The organism is Pigmentiphaga sp. MLSB6-MA01 (genome assembly GCF_058793475.1).
In genome coordinates, this window is sequence record NZ_JBXAFV010000017.1 from 16,373 (window position 1) to 41,934 (window position 25,562).

Consider the following 25,562-nt stretch of genomic DNA (forward strand, 5'->3'; position numbering starts at 1 on the left):
CTTCAAGGCACGGCGGTTGACACGACGTCCAGCCGCCCGACACCCCATACTTTGGAGATATGCCATGAAAGCCATCGCTTATACCGCCGTGATCGCCGCCACGCTGTTCGGCGCCGCCGCCCATGCGGACCAGGGCAACAATTACGGCAACGATTTCCCGCCCCCCGCCATCTCGACCACGTCGGGGCTGACGCGCGCCCAGGTCCTGGCAGAACTGGCGCAAGCCAAGGCCAACGGCGGCATCGTCTACGATCAGGAAGGTTTCCCCGACCAGACCGTCCAGCAAGCCAGCAAGCCGGCCGACCGCGCGCAGGTCCGGCGGGAAACCAGGCACTACGAAGCCTCCAGCCGCGCCGGCGGCCCGGGCGAATATCCCGCCAATCTGTAAGCAACCGCCCTCTGGACCGTGCCGGGGGCATGCCCCCGGCACACACATTCACCCGGCCCAGAGACTGGCCGGCGCGCCCAGGAGGCGCGACAAGGCCCTCCCCTTTTCCCTGAGCGCCCGAACCTGTGCGCTGTCCTCGCTCGTATCCAGCAAGGCCATCGGCGACGTGATCGTCAGGCCGTAGGCCACCCCGCCGTGCACGTTCCAGATCGGAACGCTGACGGCCAGATACGTGGGCAAGGCCCGCAACTCCACCACCGAATACCCGCGCTGCAACACCGCCTCGCGTATGGCCGTCAGCCTGGCCTCGGCTTCCTGCGCCGTGGGCGCCAGCCCATCCGCCTCCAGCTCCCGCTCGAGCACCGGTAGCACCGCGTCGGCGGACAGATACGCCGCGAACACGTGGCCGGCCGCCGTGTGCAGCATCTCCACCGGACCGTTGCGCAGTTCGAAGACCCGGCCGCGCACCGCCGACTGGTTGACCAGGATGACCGGACCGTTGCTCCAGATGACCACCGCCACACCCAGGCCGGTTTCCTCGCTCAGCGCGACGGCGGCCTCGCGCACCAGTTCGAAATGGTCGACGTCGCGGGCGGCGGTCATGCCGAGCGCCGCCAGGCTGGGCCCCAGCCGGTACAGCCCCCGGCCGTCGCTCTTGACCATGCCGACACGAACGAAGCTGGCGAGATAGTTGTGGGCCGCGCTGGCGGTGATGTCGGCGCGCGCCGCGATGTCTTTCAAGGCCACCGCGCCGGGGCCCATCTGGATCGCCACCAGGATGCGATAGCCGATTTCCAGGGATTGGATGCCCCGAGGCCCTGGGCCGGGTGCCGGGACGGTGCCTGCCTTCATGGGTGTCATGGATCCGATAGACCGATCAGGAAACGCGCGCCGCGGGGGGCCGAGCGTGGCGCGATTGTACCTGCCGCCCCCTCTGCCTCCGGCCCCCCTATTGACAGGATACCGCCGCGCCATTTACGATAAATTTAACAATATCAAATTATTCAATAATATTGAATATAGGAGACACCCTGATGGGTATGTCCGACTCAGTTGCCTTCAAGACGGCCATGCGGCGTGTTCCCGCGCCAGTCACGGTCATCAGCGCCGCCCACCGGGGCGAACGCCGGGGCCTGACCGCCACCGCCGTCTGCAGCGTCAGCGCCGAGCCTCCACAATTGCTGGTATGCGTGAACAAACGGGTCCGGGCGCATGACGCCATCGGACTGGCGGGGTACTTCGGCGTCAATTACCTCAGCCATGGCCAGGCCGACGTCGCGCACGCCTTCTCCTCGCCGTCGGGCGCCCCGGGCGCGCGCTTCGAGACCGGCGACTGGGTCGAGGGCGAGACCGGCGCGCCGCTGCTGCGCAATGCGCTGGCCACGTTCGAATGCAGGGTGGTCCAGGCCGTCGACGGCGGCACGCACACGCTCTATATCGGCGAAATCGTCGGCATGACCGACAGGGACGATCTGTCCCTGCTCTACAAGAGCGGTCTATTCAGCGCCGCCTGACATCCATCTGGAGACAAGACCGATGACCGTTTCTTCGATACGCATGGGCTACCACGTCGCGCGCGACATGGCCGCCCTGAGCGCCTTCTACCGCGATGCATTGGGGCTGGTTCCCCGATTCGCCGACGGCTCCCGCTGGGCAGAGTTCCAGGCGGGCACATCCCGCTTCGCCCTGGCCGCGCCGCAGGAAGCCCCGCGCGATACCCGCGGCGCGGTGCTCGTATTCGCCTGCGACGACCTGGACGGCGTCCGCGCCCAGGTCCTGGCCCATGGCGGCCGGGTCCTCGATCAACGCGACATGGGCAACCATGGCCGCATCGTCACCGCCGCGGATCCCGCGGGCACCGTGTTCCAACTGTTCGCCCGCTAGTCGCCGGTTCCAGCCGGCCCCGCTTTCAACGCCTGCAAGGGAAATCCCATGAAGTTCGCCGTTTTCGATCATATGGACCGCGGTACCGTCCCCCTCGCCCAGCAGTACGAAGAACGACTGATCCTGACCGAAGCCTACGACCGGGGCGGCTTCCACGCTTACCACGTCGCCGAGCACCACTCGACGCCCCTGGGCATCGCGCCATCGCCCAGCGTCTATTTGTCCGCCGTCGCCCAGCGCACCCGCAGGCTGCGCTTCGGCCCGCTGGTCTACACCCTGGGCATGCACCACCCCCTGCGGGTCATGGAAGAAATCTGCATGCTGGACCAGTTGAGCCGCGGCCGGCTCGAAGTCGGCTTCGGACGCGGCATCTCGCCCTACGAACTGGGCTACTACGGCGTCGACCCCGAGCAATCGCAGGGCATCTACCACGAGTCCTACCAGATCATCATGCAGGGACTGACCCAGCCTGTCGTGAATTTCCAGGGCCGGCACTTCGACCTGCGCGACGTCCCGGTGGAAATGCAGTGCCTGCAACGGCCCACGCCCCCCATCTGGTATGGCGCCGGCACGCCGGCCGCCACGCAGTGGACCGCGGCCAACGCCATCAACATCGTCTGCAACGGCCCCGCGGCGCAGGTCCGCGCCATCACCGACCAATATCGCCTCCACTGGCAGGAACTGGGCCATGCCGCCGATGCCGTGCCCAGCCTGGGCATGAGCCGGCACGTGGTCGTGGCCGACACCGACGCTCAGGCGATGGACGCCGCCCGGCGCGCTTACCGGCGCTGGTACACCCACCTGATGCATCTGTGGGTCAAACACGGGACCCTGCCCCGGACACTGTCCTTCCCCGACAACTTCGACGACGCGCAACGCGCCGGCCTGGGCATCGCGGGCTCGCCCGCCACGGTCCGGGACTGGATCGCCGAGGCGGCGGACCAGGCCGGCATCAACTATTTCGTCTGCCGTCTCGCCTTCGGCGACCTCACCCTTGCCGAATCCTTGCGTTCGACGGCACTGATGGCCGAATCCGTCCTGCCCGCGCTGGCCACCTCTCTCGCCACGGAGGCCTGATCCGATGCCCGCCCTGTCAGCCGTGGACCGGCGCTTGCTCGAGTCGGACCTGCCCCCGCTCCGGCACGCGCTTCTGTCTTCCGGAAGCACCCTGGAATACCGCGACACGGGCCACGGCGCCGACGCCGTCCTGCTGCTGCACGGTATCGGGTCGAGCTCGGCCGGCTATCGCGCGCAACTGGCGGGCCTGTCCGCGCAGTGGCGGCTACTCGCGTGGAATGCCCCCGGCTTCGGCGCCAGCACCCCGCTCGCGTCCCCGGCGCCGGACGTACACGCCTACGCCGCGGCGCTTGCCGAACTGCTGGACGCCTTGTCCCTGGACCGCGTGCATCTGGTCGCCAGCTCCTGGGGCACCTTGATCGCCCAGGCCTTCGCCGGGCGATATCCGGAGCGGACGCGGGCAATCGTCCTGTCGGTACCCACCCGGGGCTACGCCCACCTCCCCCCGGACGAGCGCGCCCGGCGCATGGCCGAAAGGCTTTCGCCCGGAGCCCGGGCCCAGGCCCCGGAGGAACGCGCCCCCCGCTTCCTGGGCCCCGCTCCGGACACGCTGGTGGTCCGGCGCTTTGGCGAACTGCAGGCGGCGGTGCATCCGGCGGGACTGGCACAGGCCACGCATATGCTGTTCGACTGCGACGCGCTTGCCCTGGCGAGCGCCGTCCATGTCCCCACGTTGATCCTGGCGGGCGGGGAAGACCGCGTCGCACCGCCCGGCGAACATGCCGAGCGCCTGCGTGGCGCCCTGGACGGCGCGGCGCTCGAAACATTCGCGGATTGCGGCCACCTGCTCAAACTCGAAGCCCCGGACCGATTCAACCGCAGCGTCCATGACTTCCTGCGCCACTATTGATTGCACGACGAACACCACAGAGGAGACACCCCATGAAGCATCGCTGGTTCCACCTGACCTGGGCATGCGCCCTGGCCGTCGTCGCCGCTCCCGCCCAGGCCCAGTCCTGGCCGGACAAGGCGGTCCGCATCGTCTTGCCCGGACCGCCGGGCAGCAGCCCTGACCGGATCACCCGGCTGCTTGCGGATCACCTGAACAAGAAATGGAAACAACCCGTGGTGGTCGAGAACCGCCCCGGCGGCACGACGCGGATAGGCGCGGAAATGGTCGCCCGCGCCACCCCGGACGGCTATACCCTGCTGTCGACCTTCGTCTCGCACGGGATGGTCAAGCTGCTCTATCCCGAAACGCCCTACGACCCCATCAAGGACTTCACCCCCGTCGCGCAACTGGTCGACACGGAAACCGTCTTCGTGGTGCGCGCCGACTCTCCCTACAAGACGCTCGCGCAACTGGTCGAAGGCGTGAAGACGCGCGGAAAGCCGCTGGGCGTGGGCAACTTCGGCAACGGCTCGAGTTTTCATTTCTACAGCCTGATCCTCGGCCAGGGAGCCGGCATGGAAGTGCTGCCGGTTCCCTACAAGGGCGAAGCGCTGTCGCTGGGCGACCTGCTGGGCGGACACGTGGAGTCGAGCTTCAATTCGGTCGGCACCGCCCTGCCGCATATCCGCGAAGGCAAGGTACGCGCGCTGGCGCTGCTGGCGCCCAAGCGTTCGAAGGTCCTGCCCGAGGTCCCGACCTTCACCGAGCTGGGCTTCCCCCGCCTGCGCGAAGGCGGCTGGTTCGGCATCCTGGCGCCGGCCGGCACGCCGCGGCCGGTGATCGACAAGCTGCACGCCGACATCCAGACGGTCCTGCGCGATCCCGAGGTAACGGCATGGCTGCGCAACCAGGGGCTGGAACCGGCCTTCGTCAGCGCGGATGCCTTCGGGCAATCGATGCAGCGCGAGGCCGGCGAATGGGCAAAACTGATCAAGGAGTTCAACGTCTCGGTGAACTGAAGCCCGAAGCCGCCGGCGGCCTGCTTCCTCAGCCCGCCGGCGCGGCGCGCGGCACCATCAGCGTCGCGCGCCGGGGCAGGCGCATGGACAGCAGCGCGGCCGCCACCAGCAGCGTGCCGGCCGCGCCGAACGACACCCAGTGCGTGCCGAAGGTCTCGTAGCCCCAGCCGCCCAGCCACGAGCTGATCATGCCGCCGAACTGGTGCCCCAGATAGGCCCAGCCGTACAGGATGCCCACCAGCTTCACGCCGTAGACATCGGCCAGCAAGGCCGACGACAGGGCAATGCTGCCCGACCAGACGATGCCGCCCAGCGTGGCCGCGGTGTACAGCTCCCAATGCGTGCCGACCACGACCAGCGCGAAGAACCCCAGGCCGCGCACGAGATAGATGGTGGCCAGGATGTCGCGCCGGGGCAGCACGTCGGCCAGGCGCCCCAGCACCAACGTGCTGAACACGGCCACCGCGCCGATCAGGCCGATGCCGAGCGCGCTGGTCATCGCGTCGAAACCGTGGTCCATCAGCATGGGCACACCGTGCGACCCCAGCAGGTTCATGCTGAAGCCACAGGCGAAAAGCCCCAGCGCGATCTGCCAGAAAGGCGCGGAGCGCAGCGCGTCGCCCACGCGCAGGCTGGCCGCGGCCGGTCCGGGCTGCGCGGCCTTGGCGGCGGCGCGTGCCGCCAGGTCCTCGGGCCGCAGGTCGGACTCGGGCGGGGCATTGTCACGGAAGATCAGCAGCGCGGCGGGCACCGTGAACAGGGCGAAGGCCGCCGCGAAGACCAGCATGGTCGTGCGCCAGCCCAGCCAGGCGATGAACGACGTGAACACCGGCGTCATCAGCGCGATGCCCGCCATCGACCCGGTGGAAAGAAAGAACAGCGCCATGCCGCGCTGCCGCGTGAACCAGCGGGTCAGGATGGGCGTGAGCGCCACCGGGCTGGTCAGCCCCAGCCCCACCGACTGCCCCACCCCGAATGCCAGGAAGAACGCCAGCGGATGGCGCGCCAGCACCGTGGCGATGGATGAAACCACCACCACCACCATGCCCGTCAGCAGCACGAAGCGCGTGCCGCGCGCGGCGACGAGATAACCGGCCAGCGGCATGGCCAGGCCATAGCAGAGCATGCCGATCGCGACCATGCCGGCCAGCATGCTGCGGCTGAAGCCCAGGTCCTCGATGATGGGAAGGAAGAACGGGCCGATGCCCATGCGCATGCCGACGGTCAGCAGCGTCAGCCCCGTGGCCGCCGCCACGATGGTCCAGCCGAAATACCAGTTGCCGATGCGTTGCCCAGCCAATTGTGTCCCCTTGCCTTGATTCGAGCCGCCACGGCGCGCTGCCTGGCCTGCCGCAAGGATACCCTCAACCGCCGGGCATTGCCGTCCGCTGTCCGGTCAATGTCCCACGGACTTGGAAAACACGTTCACCACGATCACCCCGGCGATGATGAGACCCAGGCCGATCAGCGCGGGCAGGTCCAGCGCCTGCTTGAACCACACCCAGCTGACCGCCGAGATCAGCACGATGCCCACGCCCGACCAGATCGCGTAGGCGATGCCCGTAGGCATGGTGCGCAGGGTCAGCGACAGGAAATAAAAAGCGATGACGTAGCCCAGCACGGTCACGATGCTGGGACCGAGGCGGGTGAAGTTCTCCGAGGCCTTGAGCGCCGAGGTCGCGCAGACCTCGGCGACGATCGCGATACCCAGGTAGGCATAGGTGGCAAGCATGGGGAACCGTTCTTTCCTAAGGATGCACCAGCTTATCGGCCTCGGTGGCCAGGGATAGCTGGCCGCTGTCGACGATCTGGCTCAGCGGCACCGGACGGCCGAGCAGAAAGCCCTGCGCTTCGTCGCAGCCCTCCTTGCGCAGCAGCAACAACTGGCCCTGCGTCTCGATGCCCTCGGCCAGCACGGGAATGTCCAGGCTCTTGCCCAGCGCCAGGACCGCGCGCACGATGGCGCGGGCCTGCGGGCTGGACTCGACCTCGCTCACGAACGAGCAGTCCAGCTTGATCTTGTCGAACGGGAAAGTGCGCAGCGTTTCGAGCGAAGAATAACCGGTGCCGAAATCATCCAGCGCGATGCTGACGCCCAACGCCTTGATCTCGCGCAGCATGCGCAGCGAGCGGCCCCGGTCGGCGAACAGCGTGGACTCCGTCAATTCGAGTTCCAACCGTTCCGGCGGCAGCCCGGTATCGGCCAGCACGTCCTGGATCAACGCCGGCAGATCGGCGTGGGCGAACTGCACACGGGACAGATTGACGGCCACCTTGTAGGGCGGATCCCACGAAACCGCCCGGGCACACGCGTTCCTGAGCACCCATTCGCCCAATTGCAGGATCAGGCCGTTTTCCTCGGCCAGCGGGATGAACTCGGCGGGCGGGACGTAGCCGCGACGCGGATGCAGCCATCGCAGCAATGCCTCATAGCCCCGGATCTCGCGGGTCTCGACGGCGGTCTGGACCTGATAGTGGATGTCGAGCTGGCCGCCTTCGAGCGCCTCGCGCAGTTCGCTGGCCAGGGTGCGCCGGGCCCGGATCGCCTGGTCCATCGACGGTTCGTAGAAACAGACGTTCTTCAGCATGTCCGACTTCGCGCGGTACATCGCCAGGTCGGTATTGCCGATCAGCATCCCCTTGTCGCTGGCGTCGTCGGGGTAAATCGCCACCCCCAGGCTGGCGCCCGGCACGGCCTCCCAGTCCTCGACCTGGATCGGGGCGAACAGCGAGGTTTCCAGCCGAGACAGGAAATCCAGCAGCGTGCCCTCGCGCATGCGGTGAATGGCGACGAACTCGTCGCCCCCCAGCCGCGCGACGAACTCGCCTTCCCGCAACAGGCTCCTCATTCGCTGGGCCAGCACGACCAACACCCGGTCTCCCGCCGCATGGCCGTGCACGTCGTTGATTTCCTTGAAGCGATTCAGATCGATGCCGACCAGCGCAACCCGGCCGCCCGTCTGGTCGGCCAGATAGATTTCCTTGTCCAGATGCTCGTTGAAGCTCGTCCGGTTGGGCAGCTCCGTCAAGCTGTCTGTCAGCGCCATGTGGCGCAATCGCTCCAGCGATTCCGAGCGCACGCTGTCATCGATCAGATAGCTGGCCAGGCCGGCGCCCACGATCACCAGCGCCACGCCGGCCACCGCCAGGCCCAGCGCCTGCATCGCCTGCGGCTGCGAGAACGTGCCGTCGACCAGCATGGGCGAAACCTGGAAAGCCGTCATGCCGGTGAAGTGCAGGCCGGCAATGGCCAGCCCCAGCAATCCGCCGGCGGCATACCGCATGCCGGGACGATCGAGACGCGCCGCGGCGTGCAACGCCAGCGCCGCGAATACAACGGAGATCACGATGGACGCCACCAGGTAGCCCATGTCCCACGACACGAGGCCCTGCACCCGGTACGCCATCATGCCGGTGTAGTGCATGATCACGATCGCGACGCCTACCACCGCGCCGCCCAGGGCGGGCGCGAACTTCAGGCGCCGGCTGCAGGCGAGAGCGAAACCCGGCGCGGCACCGACGACGGCCACCAGCAGGGACAGCACGGTCAGCACGGGATCGAAGGCGATCGGCACCCCGGGCTCGAAACCGATCATGGCAATGAAATGCGTGCACCAGATGGCAGCGCCGGCCGCCACCGCCGTCAGGACATGCCATCCAAGGCGCTGCACGCCCGACGTGCCCGCCGCGCGCTGGAACAGCCGGACGGTCACCCAGGAGCCCGCGCAGCAGATCAGGACAGCGACGAGCACCAGCCAGGGATTGTGGCTGTGAACGATACATCCCAAGACAGTCATCATGGCGGGTCGCGTTTCCTGCGCGGCGATGACCGCGCCCAATAAAAAAGCCCATGCGATCACGGGCTGGAACGACGTTGCGGCGCAAGGATTGGCGGGGCTTCCCGGGCTCGCATGATCGGCGATTGTATGTGATTTTGTCTGCCGTACTGCATCGGTTCGCGTCACATGTCAATAGTTGCACTTCATATAACAGTTTGTAAAAAATGGCAGATCCGACCTTCTGGATTCGTCTTCATGACAAGGGCGCACCGCGCCCTCCCTGCCCTGGAGCGACTTCGACATGCACCATCTGCCTTGCGCCGCCGCAGCACTGACCCTGGCCCTGTCCGCCTGCGCGACGCCGTCCCACGACGCCTCCCCGGCGCGCGCCTGCGCGGCGGACTGCATCAACGACAAACGTCAACCGGCGGCCTCCCATCGCGCGCCGCTGGGATCCGAAGCCATCCTCCAGCGATCGCCGAATCAATTGGGAATCGTGGTGCCGTCGAACTGAAGCAATGGCCCGGGCCCCGCCCTGCCACTAAAATGGTGCCCCTTCGCCAACGACGGCACCTTGCGCAGTTCCCCCCCAATGAGCACCCACGCCTCCACACGCCCCGCTCCCCACCCCGCCTGGGCCATCGCGGTCTTCGCACTGATCGCGATCGCCGGCCTCTTCTACGTGAAGTGGTCGCCCTATTACGACCGCGCCTTCGTGGCGGCCGACACGCATTCCATCGGCCAGTCCATCCTGATGGGCACGCAGTCCGCCCCGCCCGCGCCGTCGATGCAGGCGGCGCTCGACTATGCGGTGGCCTACGGCCTGGCCATCTGGAAGGCCATGGTGCTGGGCCTGCTGCTGGGATCGGGCGTACAGGCCCTGCTGCCGCGCGCGTGGATACTGCGCATGCTGGGCGGGACCGGCCTGGGCAGCGTCGTGGCCGGCGGCCTGCTTTCCCTGCCCGGCATGATGTGCACCTGCTGCGCCGCGCCGGTCGTGGCCGGACTGCGCAAGTGCCAGGCCGCGCCCGGCAGCGCGGCCGCATTCTGGCTGGGCAATACCGTGCTCAACCCCGCCACGCTGATCTTCATGGGCTTCGTGCTGGGCTGGCACTGGATGGGCCTGCGACTGGGGCTGGGCCTGGTGATGGTGTTCGGCCTGGGCTGGCTGCTCAACCGCATGAGCCGGGGCCGCGCCGGCACCTTTGACCGCGCGCAGATGCAGGCCATGCAGGCTGCGGACGGCGACGTCCCGGAGGACGCTCATGTCTTCCGCCGCTGGATGCGCATCCTGGCCCGCATGACGCTGCGCCTGCTGCCCGAATACATCGTGCTGGTCCTGCTGCTGGGCGCCGCGCGCGCCTGGCTGTTCCCGGAAATCGGCGCCGGCGTGGACAACAGCGTGCTGTGGATCGTCGGCCTGGCCGTGGCCGGCACGCTGTTCGTCATTCCCACCGCCGGCGAAGTCCCCATCGTGCAGGCGATGCTGTCGCTGGGCATGGCCGCCGGCCCCGCCGCCGCGTTGATCATGACCTTGCCGCCCATCAGCCTGCCCTCGCTCGCGATGGTGGCGAAGTCGTTCAGGCCGGTGGAACTGGCCGTGCTGGTGGCGGGCGTGGTGGGGATCGGGGTGGTGGGCGGGGGGCTGGCGGTGGCGCTGGGGTTCTAGGCCGCGCCTACAAACCTTCGACGATGCGAACGTCGCGCTCCGCTCCGCTACCCAGGGCTTTGAGGGCTTCCTGGTACGCCGGGCCGTCATGGGCGGCGATCGCCTGCTGCGCACTGTCGAACTCGATCAGGACGACACGCTCGTTGACCCCGGCCTCGTAGGCGACGGCAGGCAGGCCACGGGCAACGAAACGCCCGCCGGCCGCCTGAAGCGCGGGGCCGGCAAGCTTGCCATACTCCGCCAATGCGGCGGGATCGTTGATCGAGCGATACGTCGCAACCCAATAGGCTTTTGCCATGTTCATGCTTCCTCAATTGAAGGAACGTGGAGAAAAACGTTCGCGCATCTGCCGGGCCTTCGATGCCGCCCCGGTGGACAGGAACGACAGGTCCGTACCGGTCGACACGTAGCGGGCGCCGAGTTCGACGAATTCAGCCGCGAGCGCGGGATTCGCGTTCAGTCCGCCTATGCCCAGATGCTTTCCGTGCGACTCGCAGGCACGCATGCATGCGGCATAGGCCTGGCGAATCATCGGATGATCCAGTTGCCCGGGAATGCCCAGTTCCGCACACAGATCATTGGTGCCGATGAACAGCATGTCCACCCCGTCGACGGCGGCGATGGCCTCCACGGCATCCAGCGCCGCGGCCGATTCGATCATGATGACCACCATGGTGGCGGCATCGATCGCCGCCCCGGCTTCGGCACTGGGAAAACTCCGGAATTTCAGATGGGGCAGCGCCGCCGTGAATGAACGGGCGCCGTAGGGGGGATATTTCGCGGCGCGCACCACCCGGGCCGCTTCGTCCGCGCCCTGGACATGCGGCGCAATGACGCCCAGCGCCCCGCCATCCAGGACCCTGGCGATGCAATCGGGGGCGAGCGACGGCACCCGGACGAATGGCGTCACTCCCAGGCTCAGGCCCGCGACACACAATTGCGCCGTGGCATCCAGCGAAAAGCTGCTGTGCTCCAGGTCCACGTAGAAGGAGTCGAAGCCGGCGCTCTGCGCGATGCTGACGATTTCGATCGATCTGACGAGCCGCACCGTCATGGACAGGACGAGCTCGTTCCTTGCCAACTTTTCCTTGACGCCGTTGCGCACCAGGTCACGAGGAGATTCTTCCATATGCATTCCACGATTTATCCAGCATCCGCGGCCGGCCAAATAAACGAGCCACGGCCGCACGATGCAATGGTCGTTTGGAGCCCCCGCAGCGTCAAGGATATTGAAGCACATCGAATCGCACCCAATAACCCCGAGTTATATCCGTGTGGCGTGCGCGCTTGTTATCGGCCGATCGCCTCTCTAGACTTTCCGCACATTATCGAAGACCACTCCAGAAACCATGCAGGAGGACTTATGAAAATCTCGGAAAAAGCCACGGCGGAATCGGGAATCGTCGGAACCATGAGGGAAGGCGTTCTGGCGCAGAAATTTCTTCTCACGGGAAAGAATGGCTCGCCGAACAATTATCTCTTGAATGTCGGGCGCACCGGAGCAGGAGGATGGACGGCGCCGCGCCACCGGCACAATTTCGATCAGATCCGTTATGTCCTGAGGGGAAATTACCCTTATGCCAAAGGCAGGAGCATGCCGGAAGGCTGGGTCGGTTATTTTCCCGAAAGCGTTCATTACGGCCCGCAGGATCGGCCGGAAGGACTGGAAATGGTCGTCTGCCAGTTTGGCGGCGCAAGCGGGCATGGTTTTCTGAGCGTGGAAGAGCGCGAAGCCGCGAATATCGAGCTAGCCAAAATCGGGGAATTCAAGAACGGCATTTTCACCTATTACGACGAGAGCGGAAAACGCCACAACCAGGACGGGTCCGAGGCCTGTTTCGAAAAGGCCATGGGCCGAAAACCGACTTATTCCCGGCCCCGCTACGATGATTTGATCATGATGAATCCATCCAACTACGAATGGATATCGACCGAAGACACCGGGGTTTTCAGGAAAGACCTGGGCTCGTTTACGGAACGGAATACCGGCGTCGGCTTCATCCGCCTGGAAGCAGACGCGACTTATCACGACAGAAGCCGTGATTCGATCGAACTGCTTTTCATCAGCCAGGGCCGCGTCGAGGTCGGCGGCCAGGAATATGGCCCCCACTCCGCTTTTGAACTAACCCCCGAGGACGGTTGCGTGCGCTTCGCCGCGCGTGAGGAAACCGAGGTCTTCCGCATCAAGCTGCCGAAATTCTGATCCCGGCGGATCCGGCGACCGAGCACTTTCGACAGGAAAAGAAAATGAAATTCGCAAGCTTTGCCCAGGGAGACGATCGGAGAGTCGGCCTGGTTGACGAAGAGGCCCACTGCCTGCGTTCCCTGCACCCGTCCTTCCGAACCGTGCTGGACGTCATCCTGCGAGGGAAAGACGTGGATGCGGCCAGCCTGGAACAAGCACCCGCGGTTCCGCTCCGCCAGGCAAGGCTGCTGGCACCGCTGGTACCGACCCGCAACATCTTCTGCGTGGGCAAGAACTACCGCGAACACGCGAAGGAGTTCTCCGGCAGCGGGTATGAGGCCGGCGCGGTCAAAGGCGCGGAGATCGATGAATACCCCGCCGTGTTCTCCAAGCCTCCCAGCACCATCGTCGGCCATGGGGATCCCGTCTCGCTGCATGCCTGCGTCACGTCCGCCGTCGACTACGAGGCGGAACTCGCGGTGGTGATCGGCAAGCCCGGAAGCAACATTCCGCGGGAGCGCGCCTACCAGCATGTCTGGGGCTACACCATCGTCAACGATGTGACGGCACGCGACCGGCAGCGTAACCATAAGCAATGGTTCCTGGGCAAGTCGCTGGATACCTTCTGTCCCATGGGCCCCTGGGTGGCGACGGCGGATTCGCTCGATCCCGAAAACCTGGACGTGACCTGCCATGTGAACGGAGAACTGCGCCAACGGGCCAATACCGGAGAACTCATTTTCGACATCCCCACGCTGATCGCGTCGATTTCCTCGGGCCTGGAACTGCTGCCCGGAGATGTCATCGCCACAGGCACGCCCGCGGGCGTCGGCATCGGCTTCGCCCCTCCCCGGTTCCTCAATCCGGGCGACGAAGTGGAAATATCCATCAGCGGCATCGGCACACTGAAGAACACGTTCCGATAAGTCCACGAATACGGATTCCGGCACGCCCCCCCCCCAACATTTCAATACGATCGGAGACAACCATGCACACCCCCGGGAAGATCGCTGCCCGCCTGGCATTGCTCATCACCGCCGGCTGCGCGGCCGGCACGAGTGCCCATGCCGCGGAAGGCTGCGCCGCGCCTTACATCAAGATGATCATCCCCAATCCCGCGGGCGGGGTGGGAGATATCATCGGCCGCGCGCTGGGAGAGAAAGCCAGCGCCTACCTCGGCAAACCCGTGGTGATCGAGAACCGGGCGGGAGCGACGACCACCATAGGCACGGATATGGTGGCCAAGGCCCCGGCCGACGGCTGCACCATCCTCAGCTTGACCGCATCCGGCGTCGTCGCATCGACCCTGCTGCCGAAACTGCCCTACGACCTGCAACGGGACTTCGTGCCGATTCTCGGCATCGGCTCCTTTCCGATGGTCGCGACGGTCTCGGCGGGATCGAAGATCCAGTCCTTCGCCGACCTGGAAAAAGCGGCGAAATCCTCGCAAGGACTCGTCTACGCCTCCGGCGGCGTGGGCACGTTGGCCCATCTGTCGGCGGCCCGCCTGATCAATGACTGGAGCGGCACGGGGTTGCACGTTCCCTATCGAGGGAACGCCGATGCCACCCAGGCCTTGCTAGGCAACCAGGTCCAGCTCTTTTTCCCTTCCTCGGCCGAAGCGATTTCCCTTGCGGCCACGGGCAAGGTGCGGCTGCTCGCCATCACCTCGGACAAACGGCTGACCTCGTTGCCTGACGTGCCAACGATGAGCGAACTGGGGTTCGGAAACTTCAATCCCCGCCTGTGGTACGCCTTCCTGGCCCCGGCGAATACGCCCCCCGAGACCGTCGCCAGGCTGCATGACGCCTTCGCCAAGGCCGTCATGGACAAGTCGGTCCAGCAGCGGTTCTCGGAACTCGGATTCGCCGCGGATCTCAAGGATCCCGCGGCGGTGACGGCATTCATGAAAAGCGAGGCGGAGCGCTGGGGCAAGGTCATCAAGGACAACAACATCCAGGCCAGTCAATAAGCGGACATGCCACATCCACAGGGAATCATGAGTACCGAAGAGTTCGACTACGTCATCGTGGGAGGAGGCTCCGCGGGCTGCGTCCTCGCCTCGCGCCTGAGCGAAGAGGAAGACGCCCGCGTGCTGCTGCTCGAAGCCGGAGGGAAGGACTGGCATCCCTACATCAGCATGCCGCTGGGCGTGGGCCGGATCCGCCAGGCGGGGCTGTTCGACTGGGGATATGCAAGCGAGCCCCAGCCCCACCTGCAAGGACGCCGGATCGAGCTGAAGCGGGGGAAGGTACTGGGCGGTTCATCCTCGATCAACTTCATGGCACACAACCGGGGCAACCGCAGCGACTTCGAGCGCTGGACCCGACTGGGCATGCCTGCATGGTCCTATGAAAAGCTCCTGCCCTACTTCAAGCGGCTCGAGGCCTGGCAGGGGGAACAGGCCGGGCACCGTGGGCACGACGGGCCGGTAGGCGTCTCCTACACGTGCCGTAGCGATCCGCTGGGCTGGGCCGTACTGGATGCCGCTACCGCTGCGGGCTATCCGACCTTCGACGACATCAACGGCCCCGAGCCGAACGGCTTTGGATTGGCCCAGTCGGCCATCCACCGAGGCAGGCGGGCCAGCGCCTCGCGCTCCTATCTGCGCCCGATCCGCAATCGGCCCAACCTGGTGGTAAGAACCCGCAGCCAGGCGACTCGCATCGTGTTCGAGGGCAAGAGGGCGGTCGGCGTGCGATATCTGTGGCGCGACGCTTCCCGGGAGGTCCGGGCTCGCCGTGAAATCATCGTCACGAGCGGCGTCTTCAACTCGCCCCAGCTACTCATGCTCTCCGGCGTCGGCGATGCGGACGCCTTGCGCGGAGTCGGCATCGACCCGGTACAACATCTCCCCGGCGTAGGCACCAATCTGCAGGACCACCTTTCCATCCCCCTCATCCATCGCCGGACAGGGGAAGAAAGCCCCCTGCACCGGATGCTGCGCGTGGACCGGCTACTGTTCACCCTGGTACGAGCCATCGCCTGCGGCACAGGGCCCGCGACCATCCTGCCGAGCGGGATCAATTCGATCCTGCGCTCGCGCGCCGGGCTCGACGCCCCGGACATCCAGATCATCTTCGGCGCCGGGGCGCTCGAAGCCCGGCCCTGGCTGCCTGGGTTCAACGACTGGGAAGATGTGTTCTATCTGCGTCCCGTCGGCTCCCACCCAAAGAGCCGGGGGTACGTGCAACTGGCATCTCCCGACCCGCGGGAAGCTCCCCGCATCGACCCCCGCTACCTTTCCGATCCGGACGACATACGCGTCCTTCGTGAAGGGTTTCGCATCGTCCGGGACGTCGTCCGCCAGGACGCCCTGGATCCCTATCGGGGAAAAGAGCTCTCCCCCGGCACCCGATGCGAATCCGACGACGAGATCGACGCACACATCCGCATGACCGCCACCACGGTCCAGCATGGATGCGGCACATGCCGAGCAGGCCTGGACGAGTCATCCGTCGTGGACCAGCAACTGCGCGTGCGCGGCGTCGAACGCCTGCGTGTGGTCGATGCCTCCGTCATGCCGGAAGTGCTGAGCTGCAACATCAACGCGGCGGTGCTGGCCATTGCCGAATGGGCTTCGGACGTCATCCGGGGGCGATCTCCCATCGCACCGGAGCCCGCGCGTTCATCGCGCGTAGAGATGTCATTCACCGCAACGAGGATTCAGGAAAAAGCATGAGTACTACCCAGGACAACTCGCTTATGGGCCGCATGTTGATCGGTGGCCGGTTGGTCGAAGGCAACGACGGCTGGCTCGAATCGATCAACCCGGCCACCGAAGGCTGCGCGGGCCGCGTGCCCCGGGGAAGTGAACGCGACGTCCACGATGCCGTCGATGCCGCCGCGGCCGCACAACCCGCCTGGGCGGCGCTATCCGTGGCGGAACGATCCGGCTATCTGCGGAAACTTGCCGACGCCATGACGGCCCGGGCGGGCGAGCTGCTCGAAATAGAGGTGGCCGATACGGGCAACTCCATTACGGGGATGGAAGGCGACATCTCCGGCTGCATCGACAGGCTACGCTACTTTGCTGGCCTGGGGCACGAGCTCCAGGGCAACACGATTCCGGAAAAATCGGACAAGCTCAACATCACCGTACGCGAACCCTACGGCGTCGTGGGCAGGATCGTCGCGTTCAACCATCCATTGGCCATGGCGGCCCATGGCATGGCCTCGCCCTTGATGGCCGGCAACGCCGTCGTCCTGAAACCTTCCGAACAATGCCCGCTGTCGGCAACCTTGCTTGGCGAAATCGCCAACGAGGTACTTCCCCCCGGCGTGCTGAACATCGTGACGGGCGACGGCATGGTCGGCAACGCCTTGGTCCGGCACCCGCGGGTCAAGCGGTTGTCGTTCGTCGGATCGGTCCGCACCGGCCTCGCTATTCAACGATCGGCGGCGGAGACCGCCGTCAAGTCCATCTCGCTCGAACTAGGTGGAAAAAACCCGTTCATCGTCTTTCCCGACGCCCCCGTCGAAAAAGTAGCCCAGGCCGCGGTGGACGGCATGAACTTCATCTGGCAGGGGCAATCGTGCAGTTCGACCAGCCGCCTGTTCGTCCACGACGCGATCTACGATGAAGTCGTGCGCCACGTCGTGGCCAGAACCGAAGCGATCCGCATCGGCGACCCCTTCGACCGGGCGACCCGGATGGGAGCGATCAACTCCCGGGCCCACCTGGCCAGAATCGAGGACTACGTGGAAATCGGCAAGGCCGAGGGTGCGCGCCTGCTGACAGGGGGAACGCGTCCCACCGGCTCGCCCTTCGATCGCGGATTCTGGTATCGCCCAACGGTTTTCGCAAATGTCGAACAGGACATGCGCATCGCGCGCGAGGAAATCTTCGGCCCCATCCTGTCGATTCTCCGCTGGTCGGACATCGACCATGCCGTCGCGATGGCCAACTCCGTCGAATACGGACTGACCGCCGCGGTGTGGACATCCGACATCAGGAACGCCCTGAATACGGCCCGGCGCATCGAGGCCGGCTATATCTGGATCAACGGGGTCAATACCCAGGTCCGGGCCGTTCCGTTCGGCGGCTACAAGAATAGCGGCACAGGGCGCGAACGGGGACTGGAAGAGCTGTATTCCTACACAGAGGAGAAGTCCTTGCAGATTTTCCTGTAGGCGCAGGGGCAGCGTAAGATGGACAAACCGGCGTATTTCCCGACGCTCGCCCTGAACGCCAGAGACAGTATGGACCCCCGCAAGCTGCTGTACCTCGCCACCATCATCGAGCAGGGCAGCCTCGCCAAGGCCGCCAGGCAGCTTGCCATCTCACAGCCCGCTCTTTCGAAGTCCATGAACCGGCTGGAGGATGAACTGGGGATGAAGCTCCTGGTCAGGAGCCCGTCGGGGATCGAGCCCACCATGTTCGGCGAACTCGTCTACTCCCACGCCCGGCACATCCGGGACGAAATGGATCTGGCTTCGACCCGGTTGAAAGGCGGCAAGCCGCAGTCTCGCATGATCGTCATAGGCGTGCTGCCCAGCCTTGCAAGCACGGTGGTTCCCCACGCCGTCGCGCGGTGGAAAGCCGAACATCCGGACGTGCTGCTGCGAGTCGTCGATAAAGTCCAGGTGGAGCTGTTGCTGGGGCTGCTGCGCTGCGAATTCGATTTCGTCCTGGCCCAGACCGAGTTCTATGACTTCTTCCTCGATGGGCTCAAGCAACGCGTGCTTTTTCGAGATCGATTGTGCATCTTCGCCCGATCGGACCACGAACTGTTCCACCAATCCGAGCTTTCCTGGGCCAATCTCGCCCAGTATCCGTGGGTCTGCTCCATGGTCGGGGGTCCTCACAGGGGGATGCTGGAAAAGCTCCTTGCCTCGGAGGTCATCGATCACCCCCGGCACGTCGTGGAATGCGGCTCCATCGATTTCATGAAGACCCTGATCGGCTCCAGCGATCACCTCGCCCTGCTGCCCGCGCATTCCGCCCTGGACAAGGTGAAAGAAGGAACGATCAAGGCACTGCCAATCACCGTGCCCGCATTGAAGCGCGACATCGCGGTAATTTTTCGAGAGCGCGCACCCCTCACCGAAGAAAGCCGCTCCCTGCTCACGCACGTGCAGGAAGTGGGCAACGAACTTTCCTGCGTCTGATCGACACCGGATCAATAGCTTCAGCCAGGCCCGGCGCTCCTGGAACTCACCGTCCCTATCTTCTCCTGCAGATATGCCGCGATCGTCTCGAACACCACCCGAATATGCGGCAAATACTGCATGTCGCGCTGCACGCTGGCGAACAGCGGCACCTCGGAATACCGGTCCTCGATGATCTTGACCAGCCCCAGCGACTCCGCATTGGCGTAGGAAGGCAGCATCACGATGCCCAGCCCCTCCTGCGCGGCGAACATCTGCGAGAACATGCTGGTCGCGCGAAAGCCTATCCTGGGCTTCTCGATGATGCTCTCCAGCCAGCGCGCCGCGGGCAGGTACATCGGGTCGTCGATGTAGCCGATGAAAAGATCGTCGGCCAGGTCCTCGGGACCGGCAATCACGCGCTCCCCCAGGTAGGCTGGGCTGGCGTAGAGATGGAACGGCACCTGGGCCACCCCGTGCGTGGTCAGGGACGCGGAAGGCGGTTCGAAGAAACTGACGAAGATGTCGGCTTCGCGCCGGGCGACATCGACGAAATTGGACGTGGTCACGAGATGGACCTCGAGCCCCGGGTGCCTGTCCAGCAGAGCCTTCGCGGCGCGCGCGATGAGCAGCGCGCCCACGCCTTCCATCGAGGCGATCAGGACGCGTCCGCTGACCGACTGCCCCTGCGCGGTGATGCCCTGGATCTCGTGGAGCATGGCTTCCATGCGTTCCAGCCGGACCAGCACGTCGCGCCCCATGGGGGTGAGCTGCAAGCCCTTGCGATCGCGCTTGAACAGCGCGGAGCCGGCGCTGTACTCGACCTGCGCCAGCCGGCGGCTGACCGTGGACTGGTCCACGCCCAGGCGCCTGGCGGCCGACTCCAGCGAACCGCCCCGGGCGACCTCGAGCAGGGCGCGCAGTTGATCCCAGCCGAGCTGCTCGAATGAGAAAGACTTGGTGGCCATGGTCTCATGCATAGCATTCCCGGATGCCTGGCAGCCACCAGGCAAACCGGCTCGTGTGCCTTGCGCTCGATGGAGGCGGCTGCAAGCACAAGGCACGACAGGAAGTAGCGGCCTCATGTTATCAGACGCCCTGCGGACCTTCGGTCAATGCACCGCGGCCTCGGCCCCGAAGTAGGCGTTGCCGACCTCGGCGCTGCCGCGCAGGCGCTCGCCCGTTCCCTCGACGGCGACGACGCCCTGGGAGATCACGTAGCCATAGTGCGAAACCTCCAGCGTCTGCTTCACGTTCTGCTCCACCAGCAGGATCGCGCAGTCGTCGCAGCACAGCTCGCGGATCAGCCTGAAGTTCTCCTTGACGAACAAGGGCGACAAACCCAGCGACGGTTCGTCGATGACCAGCAGCCGTGGGTTGCTCATCAGGCCCCGCCCTATCGACAGCATCGAGCGTTCGCCCCCCGACAAGGTGCCGGCGAACTGATTGCGCCGTTCGGCCAGCCGGGGGAACAAGGCCGTGACCCGCTCCAGGCGGGTGGCGATTTTCGCGGAAGACCGCTCCAGGTAGGCGCCGGCCATCAGGTTGTCGAGCACGGACATGCGCGGAAAAACGCGGTTGCCTTCCGGAATGGCCGCCAGCCCCTGGGCGACGATGCGGTGGGTGTCCCATCCCGTGATGTCGTGCCCGCCGAACCGAACCCGGCCCCGGCGGACCGGGACGAGTCCGAAGATGGACTTGATCAGCGTGCTCTTGCCCACGCCATTGGCTCCGAGCAGGCAGGTGATCCGGCCTTCCCCGGCCCGGACCGAAACGCCGTCCAGCACGTTCGCGCTGCCGTATCCCACGACGAGGTCTTCCACCTCCAGGAGCGGGCTGTTCATGCATCCTCTCCAAGATACGCCTTGCGGACCTGGGGGTCGGCGACCACGGTGCGATAGCTGCCCTCGCAGATCTTCTTCCCGAAGTTCAGGACCACGCACCGCTGGCTGACCCGCTCGATGACCTGCATCTCGTGCTCGATCAGCACGATGGACAGCTCCGGCGACTCTCGCTGGAAACCGGTGACGTCGTCCATCAGCCGGAAGGTCTCGTCGTGCGTCATCCCCGCCGAGGGTTCGTCCAGCAGCAGGAGCCTGGGCCCGCCCAGCAGCGCGCGGCACAGCTCGATGCGCCGCCTGTCGATCATGTTGAAGCTGCCCGCGGGCTCGAACAAGCGGTCAGCGATGTGAGGATTGAAGCGGGCGCACAAGTCCCGCGCCGCGCCCATGAAGGCGGCGATGGACCGCTGCGCCGCCTTGCGCCCGAACAAGGTGCGGAACAAGCCGTTGGGCAGCCGGTTGTGCGCACCCACCAACAGGTTGTCGAACACCGACAACTCCAGCATCAGCCGGCAGCGCTGGAAGCTGCGAGCGATCCCGGCGTGGTTGATCTCGCTGGGCGCCTTGCGGAACAAGTCCTTGTCGCCGAAACGGATGGCGCCCGACACGGGCTTGTACAGGCCGGTCACGACGTTGAAGAACGTCGTCTTGCCGGATCCGTTCGGCCCGAGCAGCCCCACCACCTCCCCCGGGCGCACTTCCAGGCTGAAGGCATCCAGGGCCACCAGCCCACCGAAGCGCATGGTCAGGTCGCTGCAAACCAGAGTGCGGTCGTTCATGATCGCTTCTCCATCACCGAGAAATCGCGCATCCGGCGTGGCACCAGGCCCTTGGGGCGGAACAGCAGGACGGCGACGACGAACACCGAGAAAATCAGCACGCGATACTCCTGGAGCGAGTGCAGCTTCTCGGGCAACAGGATCACGAGCACGGCGGCGATCAGCGCCCCCCAACTGTTGCCGATGCCGCCCAGGATCACGATCGAGATCAGCAGCAGCGACTGCTCGAAGGTCGCGCCGGCCGGGCTGACGAAATTGGTCAGCCCCGCATACACCGCGCCCGCGATGCCGATCAGGAAATTGCCCAGCAGAAAGGCCGTGATCTTCCAGCGCTGCGGATTGATGCCGAAACTCGAGCCGACCAGTTCGTCGCTGCGCGTGGCGTCCAGGTTCACGCCTATCGCCGACCACTCGATCGCATGGGCCACCAGCGACGACAACAGGAAGACCGCCAGCGCGAGCACGCCATAGGCGAAGTAGAAGGACACCTCTCGCCCCGCCACCTCGAAGCCGCTGCCCATGTCCCAGCCCAGTATCGTCAAGGGCGGAACCTGCAGGCCCTGCGCACCGCCCAGTTGCTCGTTGACCTGCAGGAAGGAGCTGCACAGGATGCCGAAGGCGATCGTGACCAGGGCCGAGTAGTAGCCGCGTGTGCGAAGCACCGGCAGCAGCAGGACCGCGCCGATCGCGGCGGCCGCCACGCCGCCTGCCAGGATGGCCAGGAAATGCGGCAGCGCCGTGCTCTTGGCCAGCACCGCCAGCGTATAGCCACCGCAGGCGAAAAAGGCCGCGCCCGCGAAATTGGCCAGGCCGGCCAGGCCGGTCTGGATGTTGATGCCGGCGCAGGCCGCCGCGAACAGCAGCACGGTGGAGATCATCAGCAGCGCATAGTGTTCGCCGTGGAAGGCGATCAGGAGCACCGTCGCGGCGGCGGCGACGACCAACCGCGCGGCCCATGGGCGGCGGTCCGAGAACGCCCCCGCCTGGGCGACGACCCCGGCGCGCACGCCCCACCACCATAGCCCCCCGGCCGCCGCCAGCGTACCCGCCAGGGCCAGCTCCGACTCCAGCGCCAGGATGCAGGCCAGCACGAGCATGCCCGCGACGGCCATCAGGAAGAACGCCTCGGCCCGGCGGTCGAACCGCGAGGCGAGCGCCTGGGAACCCGGCAGGGGCCAGTCGGTTTTTCCGACTTTCCGGGCCGAAAGCTGGTGGCTCATACACGCTCCTCGAAGCGTTCCCGCAACAACCCTGTCGGGCGGACGGCGATGATGCAGATCATCATGGTGAAGGCGAAGACGTCCTTGTAGGCGCTGGGAATGGGCAGCGCCACCGTCGCGAAGATCTGCAGGCCGGAAAACAGGAAGCCGCCGACCACCGCGCCCATCAGGCTGCCCAGCCCGCCGACCACCGCGGCGCAGAAACCGATCACACCCAGCATCAGCCCCATGTTGAACATGACCTGGCGGTAGTAGAGGCCCGACATGATGCCGGCCAGCGCACCCAGGCACGCCCCCAGCACGAAGGTCAGGATCACCACCCGCTTGAAGTCGATGCCCATGAAGCGCGCGGTCTCCTCGTCCTGCGCGACACCGCGCACGGCCAGTCCCAGCCGCGTTCGGCTCAGCAGGAAATGCGTGCCGAAGATGGCCAGCACGCCCGCGGCCATGATGATCAGGCTGCTGACCCGCATGCTGACGCCGGCGAAGGTCATCAACTGGTCGGGCAGTACCATGGGAAACGGGCTGGGGTTGGAGCCTCCGGGCACGAACAGGCGCAGCGCCTCGCGGATCGCCGTGCCCGTCATCAGGGTGATGAGCAAGACGTTGATCGGGGACGCCTGCCGCAGCGGCATGACCAGGTAGCGTCCGATCAGCGCGCCGGCCGCACCGGTGGCCAGCAGCGCGAGCACGATCATGCCCACGACCGGCCCCACGCCCGTGGCCCCCGCGGCAACGGCCAGCAGGATGCCGGCCAGGCCGGCGTACCCGCCCAATGCCACCACGTCTCCGTGCGCGAACTGGACGACGTCGACCACCCCGAAGTAAAGCGAGAAACCCACGGCAACGATCGAGTAGATCAAACCCAGCATCAGGAAATTGACGAGATGCTGGAAAGCGAACGAGATTTCCATGTCTTGCGCCTGCCTGTTCCGGTTGATCGGGGGACGCGCTACTTCGCCTCCTTGGCGTACTTGCTGTCGGGCCAGTACACCCACTTCCCGTCCTGCACCACGTACTGGTGGGCGTTGGTGATGTTCTGGCGGTGGTCGTCGAAGTTGATGATGCCGACCAGGCTGTCGTAGTTGCGGGTGGCGTTCAGCGTGTCGCGAACCTTCGCGCGGTTCGGCCCCACCTTCTCGATCGCGTCCATCAGCAACTGGGCCGCGCTGTAGGCGAAGGGGCCGTAGGCATCCGGCTCCTCCTTGAACCCCGCGGCGCGATAGGCCGCCAGGAACTCCTTGCCCCTCGCATACTTGTCGATCGGCGCCCCGTTGTGGAAGGAGACGACGCCTTCGGCGACCTTGGGCCCCACGCCGGCGATGAACCCTTCGTTCAGGATGCCCGACACGCCGATGAAAGGCGTGGAGATGCCGATGCGCTGCATCTGCGCCCGGATCGCCACGCCCTGCGGCGTAAGCCCGCCGAACCAGATGACGTCCGGCTTGCCGCTGCCGGCCGCCGTGAGTTCCGCCGAGAAATCCTGCTGGGTCACGTCCACGCCATAAGACCCGGTCACCGTCACGTCCGGGTACTGCTTCAGGAACTCCGTGAAGTGCACGCTCTGGCCCTTGCCGTAGTCGGTCGTGTCGTAGATGACCGCCACCCGCTTGAAGCCGGACTTGTGCACGTATTCGGCCGCGAGCTTGCCCTCGTTGATCATCGTCCCGTTGACGCGGTGGATTTCCTTGTGGTTGTTGCCGTAGGTGATCTCGGGCAGGACGGCGCCCCACACCACCATGGGCAGGCCAAAGCGATGGAAGGTATCGACGGTCACGATGGCGACCGCCGAGCAATAGTGGGCGACGGCGCCGATGATGGAACGATCGGTGGCCGCCCGGGTGACCACCTGCACGCCCACGTTCGGCTTGCATTCGTCGTCCAGCTTGACCAGTTCCACCCGATATTTCCTGGACGGATCCGCGTTGTGCTGATCCACCGCCAGTTGGGCGGAGTTCCTGCCGCCCAGGCCGGTGGACGACACACCGCCGGTCAGCGGCCCGATGAAAGCGATCTTGACGGTGTCCTTGGCCAGGGCGTGCCCCGTGCCCAGGACGAACAGCGCGGCCAGGACGCAACGCGCCAGCCTGGCGGTGAAGCCGGATTCCTCGCGATTCATGTTGTCTCCTTTGGTGGCTCGGTGCCTGGCCCGTCTGCGCGGGCTGCACCGGTGGAATACGCTCCTTTACTTCCTGATGTCGGCGACGAGCCTGGCGACCTGTTCGGCGCTGGCCCCCCTGACCCGGGCATTGATCCGGACCGTTCCGAAGCCGACGAAAAGCACCAGTTCGTCGGGCAGGGGCGCACCAGGAACAGATACCACGATCCCGTCCATGGCGTCATAGTCCCAGGCATCCTCGGCGCCGCCGAACACCACGTCGATCGACGCCCCGGCGGAGGCGACCTTGGCGTTGCCGGGAATCAGCGCCGGGCCCGCGCCCAGGCCCTTGCGCATCGACAGCCCGAGCCTCGGGTGGATCATGGCGGCGCCATGTTCGGACTCGCCGCTCATGCCGACGATGATGGCCTTGCCATAGGCGCGCGGACGTTCCTGGCCGGCAAAGCGCGCCAGCACGCGCTCGGTCAGCAGCGCGCCGATCTCCGTCGAGATATCCACCAGGTGATCCAGGTCTTCCTTCGAGGCCGCACCTCGTCCGGCATAGGGGTTCTTGAAGACCGCCGCCGCGACCACGTGGCGGGATGGCCGGCTGGCGCCCTGCCCGGCCTCGCTCAGGATTTCTCGTTCGAATACGTGCAATTGCCGGATGGTCGGCAAGGCGGAGGGGTGCCCCATGTGTC

Annotated in this window: 27 protein-coding genes; 14 read left to right on the top strand and 13 right to left on the bottom strand. The window is 65.9% G+C overall.

Annotation, left to right across the window (positions count from 1 at the left end):
* Window positions 1-64: 64 nt before the first annotated feature.
* Window positions 65-388, top strand: coding sequence for a DUF4148 domain-containing protein (locus tag AC1Q6E_RS23695; RefSeq protein WP_152799152.1), 324 nt, complete (start codon window positions 65-67; stop codon window positions 386-388).
* A 48-nt stretch (window positions 389-436) separates the two neighbouring features.
* Here the strand turns inward: AC1Q6E_RS23695 and AC1Q6E_RS23700 are convergent, their stop codons facing one another.
* Window positions 437-1,240, bottom strand: coding sequence for an IclR family transcriptional regulator (locus AC1Q6E_RS23700; RefSeq protein WP_296557179.1), 804 nt, complete (start codon window positions 1,238-1,240; stop codon window positions 437-439).
* Between the two features lie 188 nt (window positions 1,241-1,428).
* On the opposite strand from AC1Q6E_RS23700, the gene AC1Q6E_RS23705 reads away from it, so the two are divergent.
* The 5 genes from AC1Q6E_RS23705 to AC1Q6E_RS23725 are packed head-to-tail and all read left to right on the top strand — an operon-like array spanning window position 1,429 to window position 5,200.
* Window positions 1,429-1,902 (top strand): flavin reductase family protein, encoded by a 474-nt coding sequence (locus AC1Q6E_RS23705; protein WP_296557178.1) that lies wholly within the window; start codon window positions 1,429-1,431, stop codon window positions 1,900-1,902.
* A 22-nt stretch (window positions 1,903-1,924) separates the two neighbouring features.
* Window positions 1,925-2,272 (top strand): VOC family protein, encoded by a 348-nt coding sequence (locus tag AC1Q6E_RS23710; protein WP_296557177.1) that lies wholly within the window; start codon window positions 1,925-1,927, stop codon window positions 2,270-2,272.
* 48 nt (window positions 2,273-2,320) lie between these two features.
* Entirely contained in the window at window positions 2,321-3,349 is a 1,029-nt protein-coding gene (locus AC1Q6E_RS23715; RefSeq protein WP_296557175.1) for an LLM class flavin-dependent oxidoreductase, read from the top strand.
* A 4-nt stretch (window positions 3,350-3,353) separates the two neighbouring features.
* Window positions 3,354-4,199: an alpha/beta fold hydrolase gene (locus AC1Q6E_RS23720; RefSeq protein WP_492573622.1), complete on the top strand. Its 846-nt coding sequence runs from the start codon at window positions 3,354-3,356 to the stop codon at window positions 4,197-4,199.
* Window positions 4,200-4,231: 32 nt separating this feature from the next.
* Complete coding sequence (locus AC1Q6E_RS23725; protein WP_152799164.1) at window positions 4,232-5,200, top strand: tripartite tricarboxylate transporter substrate binding protein; 969 nt, start codon at window positions 4,232-4,234, stop codon at window positions 5,198-5,200.
* A 28-nt stretch (window positions 5,201-5,228) separates the two neighbouring features.
* Here AC1Q6E_RS23725 and AC1Q6E_RS23730 read toward each other — a convergent pair whose 3' ends face one another.
* The 3 genes from AC1Q6E_RS23730 to AC1Q6E_RS23740 form a co-directional block, all read right to left on the bottom strand.
* A complete protein-coding gene (locus tag AC1Q6E_RS23730) occupies window positions 5,229-6,500 on the bottom strand; it encodes an MFS transporter (protein WP_296557170.1) in 1,272 nt (423 codons plus the stop codon).
* Between the two features lie 96 nt (window positions 6,501-6,596).
* Window positions 6,597-6,932, bottom strand: coding sequence for a DMT family transporter (locus tag AC1Q6E_RS23735; RefSeq protein ID WP_296557168.1), 336 nt, complete (start codon window positions 6,930-6,932; stop codon window positions 6,597-6,599).
* A gap of 16 nt (window positions 6,933-6,948) precedes the next feature.
* Complete coding sequence (locus AC1Q6E_RS23740) at window positions 6,949-9,000, bottom strand: bifunctional diguanylate cyclase/phosphodiesterase (RefSeq protein WP_152794388.1); 2,052 nt, start codon at window positions 8,998-9,000, stop codon at window positions 6,949-6,951.
* Between the two features lie 280 nt (window positions 9,001-9,280).
* Here AC1Q6E_RS23740 and AC1Q6E_RS23745 point away from each other — a divergent pair, with 280 nt between their 5' ends.
* Both AC1Q6E_RS23745 and AC1Q6E_RS23750 read left to right on the top strand, forming a co-directional pair.
* Entirely contained in the window at window positions 9,281-9,493 is a 213-nt protein-coding gene (locus AC1Q6E_RS23745; protein WP_152794390.1) for a hypothetical protein, read from the top strand.
* Window positions 9,494-9,571: 78 nt separating this feature from the next.
* Window positions 9,572-10,648 carry a permease gene (locus tag AC1Q6E_RS23750; RefSeq protein ID WP_492573623.1) on the top strand — a complete coding sequence of 359 codons (1,077 nt, stop codon included), beginning with the start codon at window positions 9,572-9,574 and terminating at the stop codon, window positions 10,646-10,648.
* Between the two features lie 7 nt (window positions 10,649-10,655).
* Here the strand turns inward: AC1Q6E_RS23750 and AC1Q6E_RS23755 are convergent, their stop codons facing one another.
* Window positions 10,656-10,946 carry a DUF1330 domain-containing protein gene (locus AC1Q6E_RS23755; protein WP_152800310.1) on the bottom strand — a complete coding sequence of 97 codons (291 nt, stop codon included), beginning with the start codon at window positions 10,944-10,946 and terminating at the stop codon, window positions 10,656-10,658.
* A gap of 12 nt (window positions 10,947-10,958) precedes the next feature.
* Window positions 10,959-11,777 (bottom strand): aldolase/citrate lyase family protein, encoded by an 819-nt coding sequence (locus tag AC1Q6E_RS23760; RefSeq protein WP_152800311.1) that lies wholly within the window; start codon window positions 11,775-11,777, stop codon window positions 10,959-10,961.
* Between the two features lie 234 nt (window positions 11,778-12,011).
* On the opposite strand from AC1Q6E_RS23760, the gene AC1Q6E_RS23765 reads away from it, so the two are divergent.
* The 6 genes from AC1Q6E_RS23765 to AC1Q6E_RS23790 all read left to right on the top strand — a co-directional run bounded on the left by AC1Q6E_RS23765 (window position 12,012) and on the right by AC1Q6E_RS23790 (window position 18,944).
* On the top strand, window positions 12,012-12,851 hold the full coding sequence (locus tag AC1Q6E_RS23765; protein WP_152800312.1) for a hypothetical protein: 840 nt from the start codon (window positions 12,012-12,014) through the stop codon (window positions 12,849-12,851).
* Window positions 12,852-12,895: 44 nt separating this feature from the next.
* Complete coding sequence (locus AC1Q6E_RS23770) at window positions 12,896-13,759, top strand: fumarylacetoacetate hydrolase family protein (protein ID WP_492573624.1); 864 nt, start codon at window positions 12,896-12,898, stop codon at window positions 13,757-13,759.
* A 62-nt stretch (window positions 13,760-13,821) separates the two neighbouring features.
* A complete protein-coding gene (locus AC1Q6E_RS23775; RefSeq protein WP_152800314.1) occupies window positions 13,822-14,805 on the top strand; it encodes a Bug family tripartite tricarboxylate transporter substrate binding protein in 984 nt (327 codons plus the stop codon).
* Window positions 14,806-14,832: 27 nt separating this feature from the next.
* The gene (locus AC1Q6E_RS23780) at window positions 14,833-16,515 is read left to right on the top strand and encodes a GMC family oxidoreductase (RefSeq protein WP_492573625.1); all 1,683 of its coding nucleotides are present in this window, start codon (window positions 14,833-14,835) and stop codon (window positions 16,513-16,515) included.
* The gene (locus AC1Q6E_RS23785; RefSeq protein ID WP_152800316.1) at window positions 16,512-17,966 is read left to right on the top strand and encodes an aldehyde dehydrogenase family protein; all 1,455 of its coding nucleotides are present in this window, start codon (window positions 16,512-16,514) and stop codon (window positions 17,964-17,966) included. The genes AC1Q6E_RS23780 and AC1Q6E_RS23785 overlap by 4 nt, the downstream gene beginning before the upstream one ends.
* A gap of 18 nt (window positions 17,967-17,984) precedes the next feature.
* Entirely contained in the window at window positions 17,985-18,944 is a 960-nt protein-coding gene (locus AC1Q6E_RS23790; protein WP_492573626.1) for a LysR family transcriptional regulator, read from the top strand.
* Window positions 18,945-18,964: 20 nt separating this feature from the next.
* Here the strand turns inward: AC1Q6E_RS23790 and AC1Q6E_RS23795 are convergent, their stop codons facing one another.
* The 7 genes from AC1Q6E_RS23795 to AC1Q6E_RS23825 form a co-directional block, all read right to left on the bottom strand.
* Window positions 18,965-19,891, bottom strand: coding sequence for a LysR family transcriptional regulator (locus tag AC1Q6E_RS23795; protein WP_152800318.1), 927 nt, complete (start codon window positions 19,889-19,891; stop codon window positions 18,965-18,967).
* 144 nt (window positions 19,892-20,035) lie between these two features.
* Window positions 20,036-20,767, bottom strand: a complete 732-nt coding sequence (locus AC1Q6E_RS23800; RefSeq protein ID WP_152800319.1) for an ABC transporter ATP-binding protein — start codon at window positions 20,765-20,767, stop codon at window positions 20,036-20,038.
* A complete protein-coding gene (locus AC1Q6E_RS23805) occupies window positions 20,764-21,543 on the bottom strand; it encodes an ABC transporter ATP-binding protein (protein WP_492573627.1) in 780 nt (259 codons plus the stop codon). Before AC1Q6E_RS23805 ends, AC1Q6E_RS23800 begins: the two co-directional genes overlap by 4 nt.
* Complete coding sequence (locus AC1Q6E_RS23810; RefSeq protein WP_296557148.1) at window positions 21,540-22,763, bottom strand: branched-chain amino acid ABC transporter permease; 1,224 nt, start codon at window positions 22,761-22,763, stop codon at window positions 21,540-21,542. The genes AC1Q6E_RS23805 and AC1Q6E_RS23810 overlap by 4 nt, the downstream gene beginning before the upstream one ends.
* Window positions 22,760-23,677: a branched-chain amino acid ABC transporter permease gene (locus AC1Q6E_RS23815; RefSeq protein WP_152796696.1), complete on the bottom strand. Its 918-nt coding sequence runs from the start codon at window positions 23,675-23,677 to the stop codon at window positions 22,760-22,762. The genes AC1Q6E_RS23810 and AC1Q6E_RS23815 overlap by 4 nt, the downstream gene beginning before the upstream one ends.
* A 38-nt stretch (window positions 23,678-23,715) precedes the next feature.
* On the bottom strand, window positions 23,716-24,882 hold the full coding sequence (locus AC1Q6E_RS23820) for a branched-chain amino acid ABC transporter substrate-binding protein (protein ID WP_152796698.1): 1,167 nt from the start codon (window positions 24,880-24,882) through the stop codon (window positions 23,716-23,718).
* Between the two features lie 66 nt (window positions 24,883-24,948).
* Window positions 24,949-25,557, bottom strand: a complete 609-nt coding sequence (locus AC1Q6E_RS23825) for an amino acid synthesis family protein (protein ID WP_152796700.1) — start codon at window positions 25,555-25,557, stop codon at window positions 24,949-24,951.
* Window positions 25,558-25,562: the final 5 nt, after the last annotated feature.

Bases quoted from the DNA above. Each gene is read 5' to 3' on its own strand.
- AC1Q6E_RS23770 (WP_492573624.1), top strand. From the start codon at position 12,896: ATGAAATTCGCAAGCTTTGCCCAGGGAGACGATCGGAGAGTCGGCCTG.
- AC1Q6E_RS23785 (WP_152800316.1), top strand. From the start codon at position 16,512: ATGAGTACTACCCAGGACAACTCGCTTATGGGCCGCATGTTGATCGGT.
- AC1Q6E_RS23710 (WP_296557177.1), top strand. From the start codon at position 1,925: ATGACCGTTTCTTCGATACGCATGGGCTACCACGTCGCGCGCGACATG.
- AC1Q6E_RS23765 (WP_152800312.1), top strand. From the start codon at position 12,012: ATGAAAATCTCGGAAAAAGCCACGGCGGAATCGGGAATCGTCGGAACC.
- AC1Q6E_RS23755 (WP_152800310.1), bottom strand. From the start codon at position 10,946: ATGGCAAAAGCCTATTGGGTTGCGACGTATCGCTCGATCAACGATCCC.
- AC1Q6E_RS23745 (WP_152794390.1), top strand. From the start codon at position 9,281: ATGCACCATCTGCCTTGCGCCGCCGCAGCACTGACCCTGGCCCTGTCC.
- AC1Q6E_RS23790 (WP_492573626.1), top strand. From the start codon at position 17,985: ATGGACAAACCGGCGTATTTCCCGACGCTCGCCCTGAACGCCAGAGAC.
- AC1Q6E_RS23695 (WP_152799152.1), top strand. From the start codon at position 65: ATGAAAGCCATCGCTTATACCGCCGTGATCGCCGCCACGCTGTTCGGC.
- AC1Q6E_RS23825 (WP_152796700.1), bottom strand. From the start codon at position 25,557: ATGGGGCACCCCTCCGCCTTGCCGACCATCCGGCAATTGCACGTATTC.
- AC1Q6E_RS23750 (WP_492573623.1), top strand. From the start codon at position 9,572: ATGAGCACCCACGCCTCCACACGCCCCGCTCCCCACCCCGCCTGGGCC.
- AC1Q6E_RS23735 (WP_296557168.1), bottom strand. From the start codon at position 6,932: ATGCTTGCCACCTATGCCTACCTGGGTATCGCGATCGTCGCCGAGGTC.
- AC1Q6E_RS23795 (WP_152800318.1), bottom strand. From the start codon at position 19,891: ATGGCCACCAAGTCTTTCTCATTCGAGCAGCTCGGCTGGGATCAACTG.
- AC1Q6E_RS23700 (WP_296557179.1), bottom strand. From the start codon at position 1,240: ATGAAGGCAGGCACCGTCCCGGCACCCGGCCCAGGGCCTCGGGGCATC.
- AC1Q6E_RS23780 (WP_492573625.1), top strand. From the start codon at position 14,833: ATGAGTACCGAAGAGTTCGACTACGTCATCGTGGGAGGAGGCTCCGCG.
- AC1Q6E_RS23800 (WP_152800319.1), bottom strand. From the start codon at position 20,767: ATGAACAGCCCGCTCCTGGAGGTGGAAGACCTCGTCGTGGGATACGGC.
- AC1Q6E_RS23760 (WP_152800311.1), bottom strand. From the start codon at position 11,777: ATGGAAGAATCTCCTCGTGACCTGGTGCGCAACGGCGTCAAGGAAAAG.
- AC1Q6E_RS23820 (WP_152796698.1), bottom strand. From the start codon at position 24,882: ATGAATCGCGAGGAATCCGGCTTCACCGCCAGGCTGGCGCGTTGCGTC.
- AC1Q6E_RS23805 (WP_492573627.1), bottom strand. From the start codon at position 21,543: ATGAACGACCGCACTCTGGTTTGCAGCGACCTGACCATGCGCTTCGGT.
- AC1Q6E_RS23720 (WP_492573622.1), top strand. From the start codon at position 3,354: ATGCCCGCCCTGTCAGCCGTGGACCGGCGCTTGCTCGAGTCGGACCTG.
- AC1Q6E_RS23815 (WP_152796696.1), bottom strand. From the start codon at position 23,677: ATGGAAATCTCGTTCGCTTTCCAGCATCTCGTCAATTTCCTGATGCTG.
- AC1Q6E_RS23810 (WP_296557148.1), bottom strand. From the start codon at position 22,763: ATGAGCCACCAGCTTTCGGCCCGGAAAGTCGGAAAAACCGACTGGCCC.
- AC1Q6E_RS23740 (WP_152794388.1), bottom strand. From the start codon at position 9,000: ATGATGACTGTCTTGGGATGTATCGTTCACAGCCACAATCCCTGGCTG.
- AC1Q6E_RS23775 (WP_152800314.1), top strand. From the start codon at position 13,822: ATGCACACCCCCGGGAAGATCGCTGCCCGCCTGGCATTGCTCATCACC.
- AC1Q6E_RS23715 (WP_296557175.1), top strand. From the start codon at position 2,321: ATGAAGTTCGCCGTTTTCGATCATATGGACCGCGGTACCGTCCCCCTC.
- AC1Q6E_RS23705 (WP_296557178.1), top strand. From the start codon at position 1,429: ATGTCCGACTCAGTTGCCTTCAAGACGGCCATGCGGCGTGTTCCCGCG.
- AC1Q6E_RS23725 (WP_152799164.1), top strand. From the start codon at position 4,232: ATGAAGCATCGCTGGTTCCACCTGACCTGGGCATGCGCCCTGGCCGTC.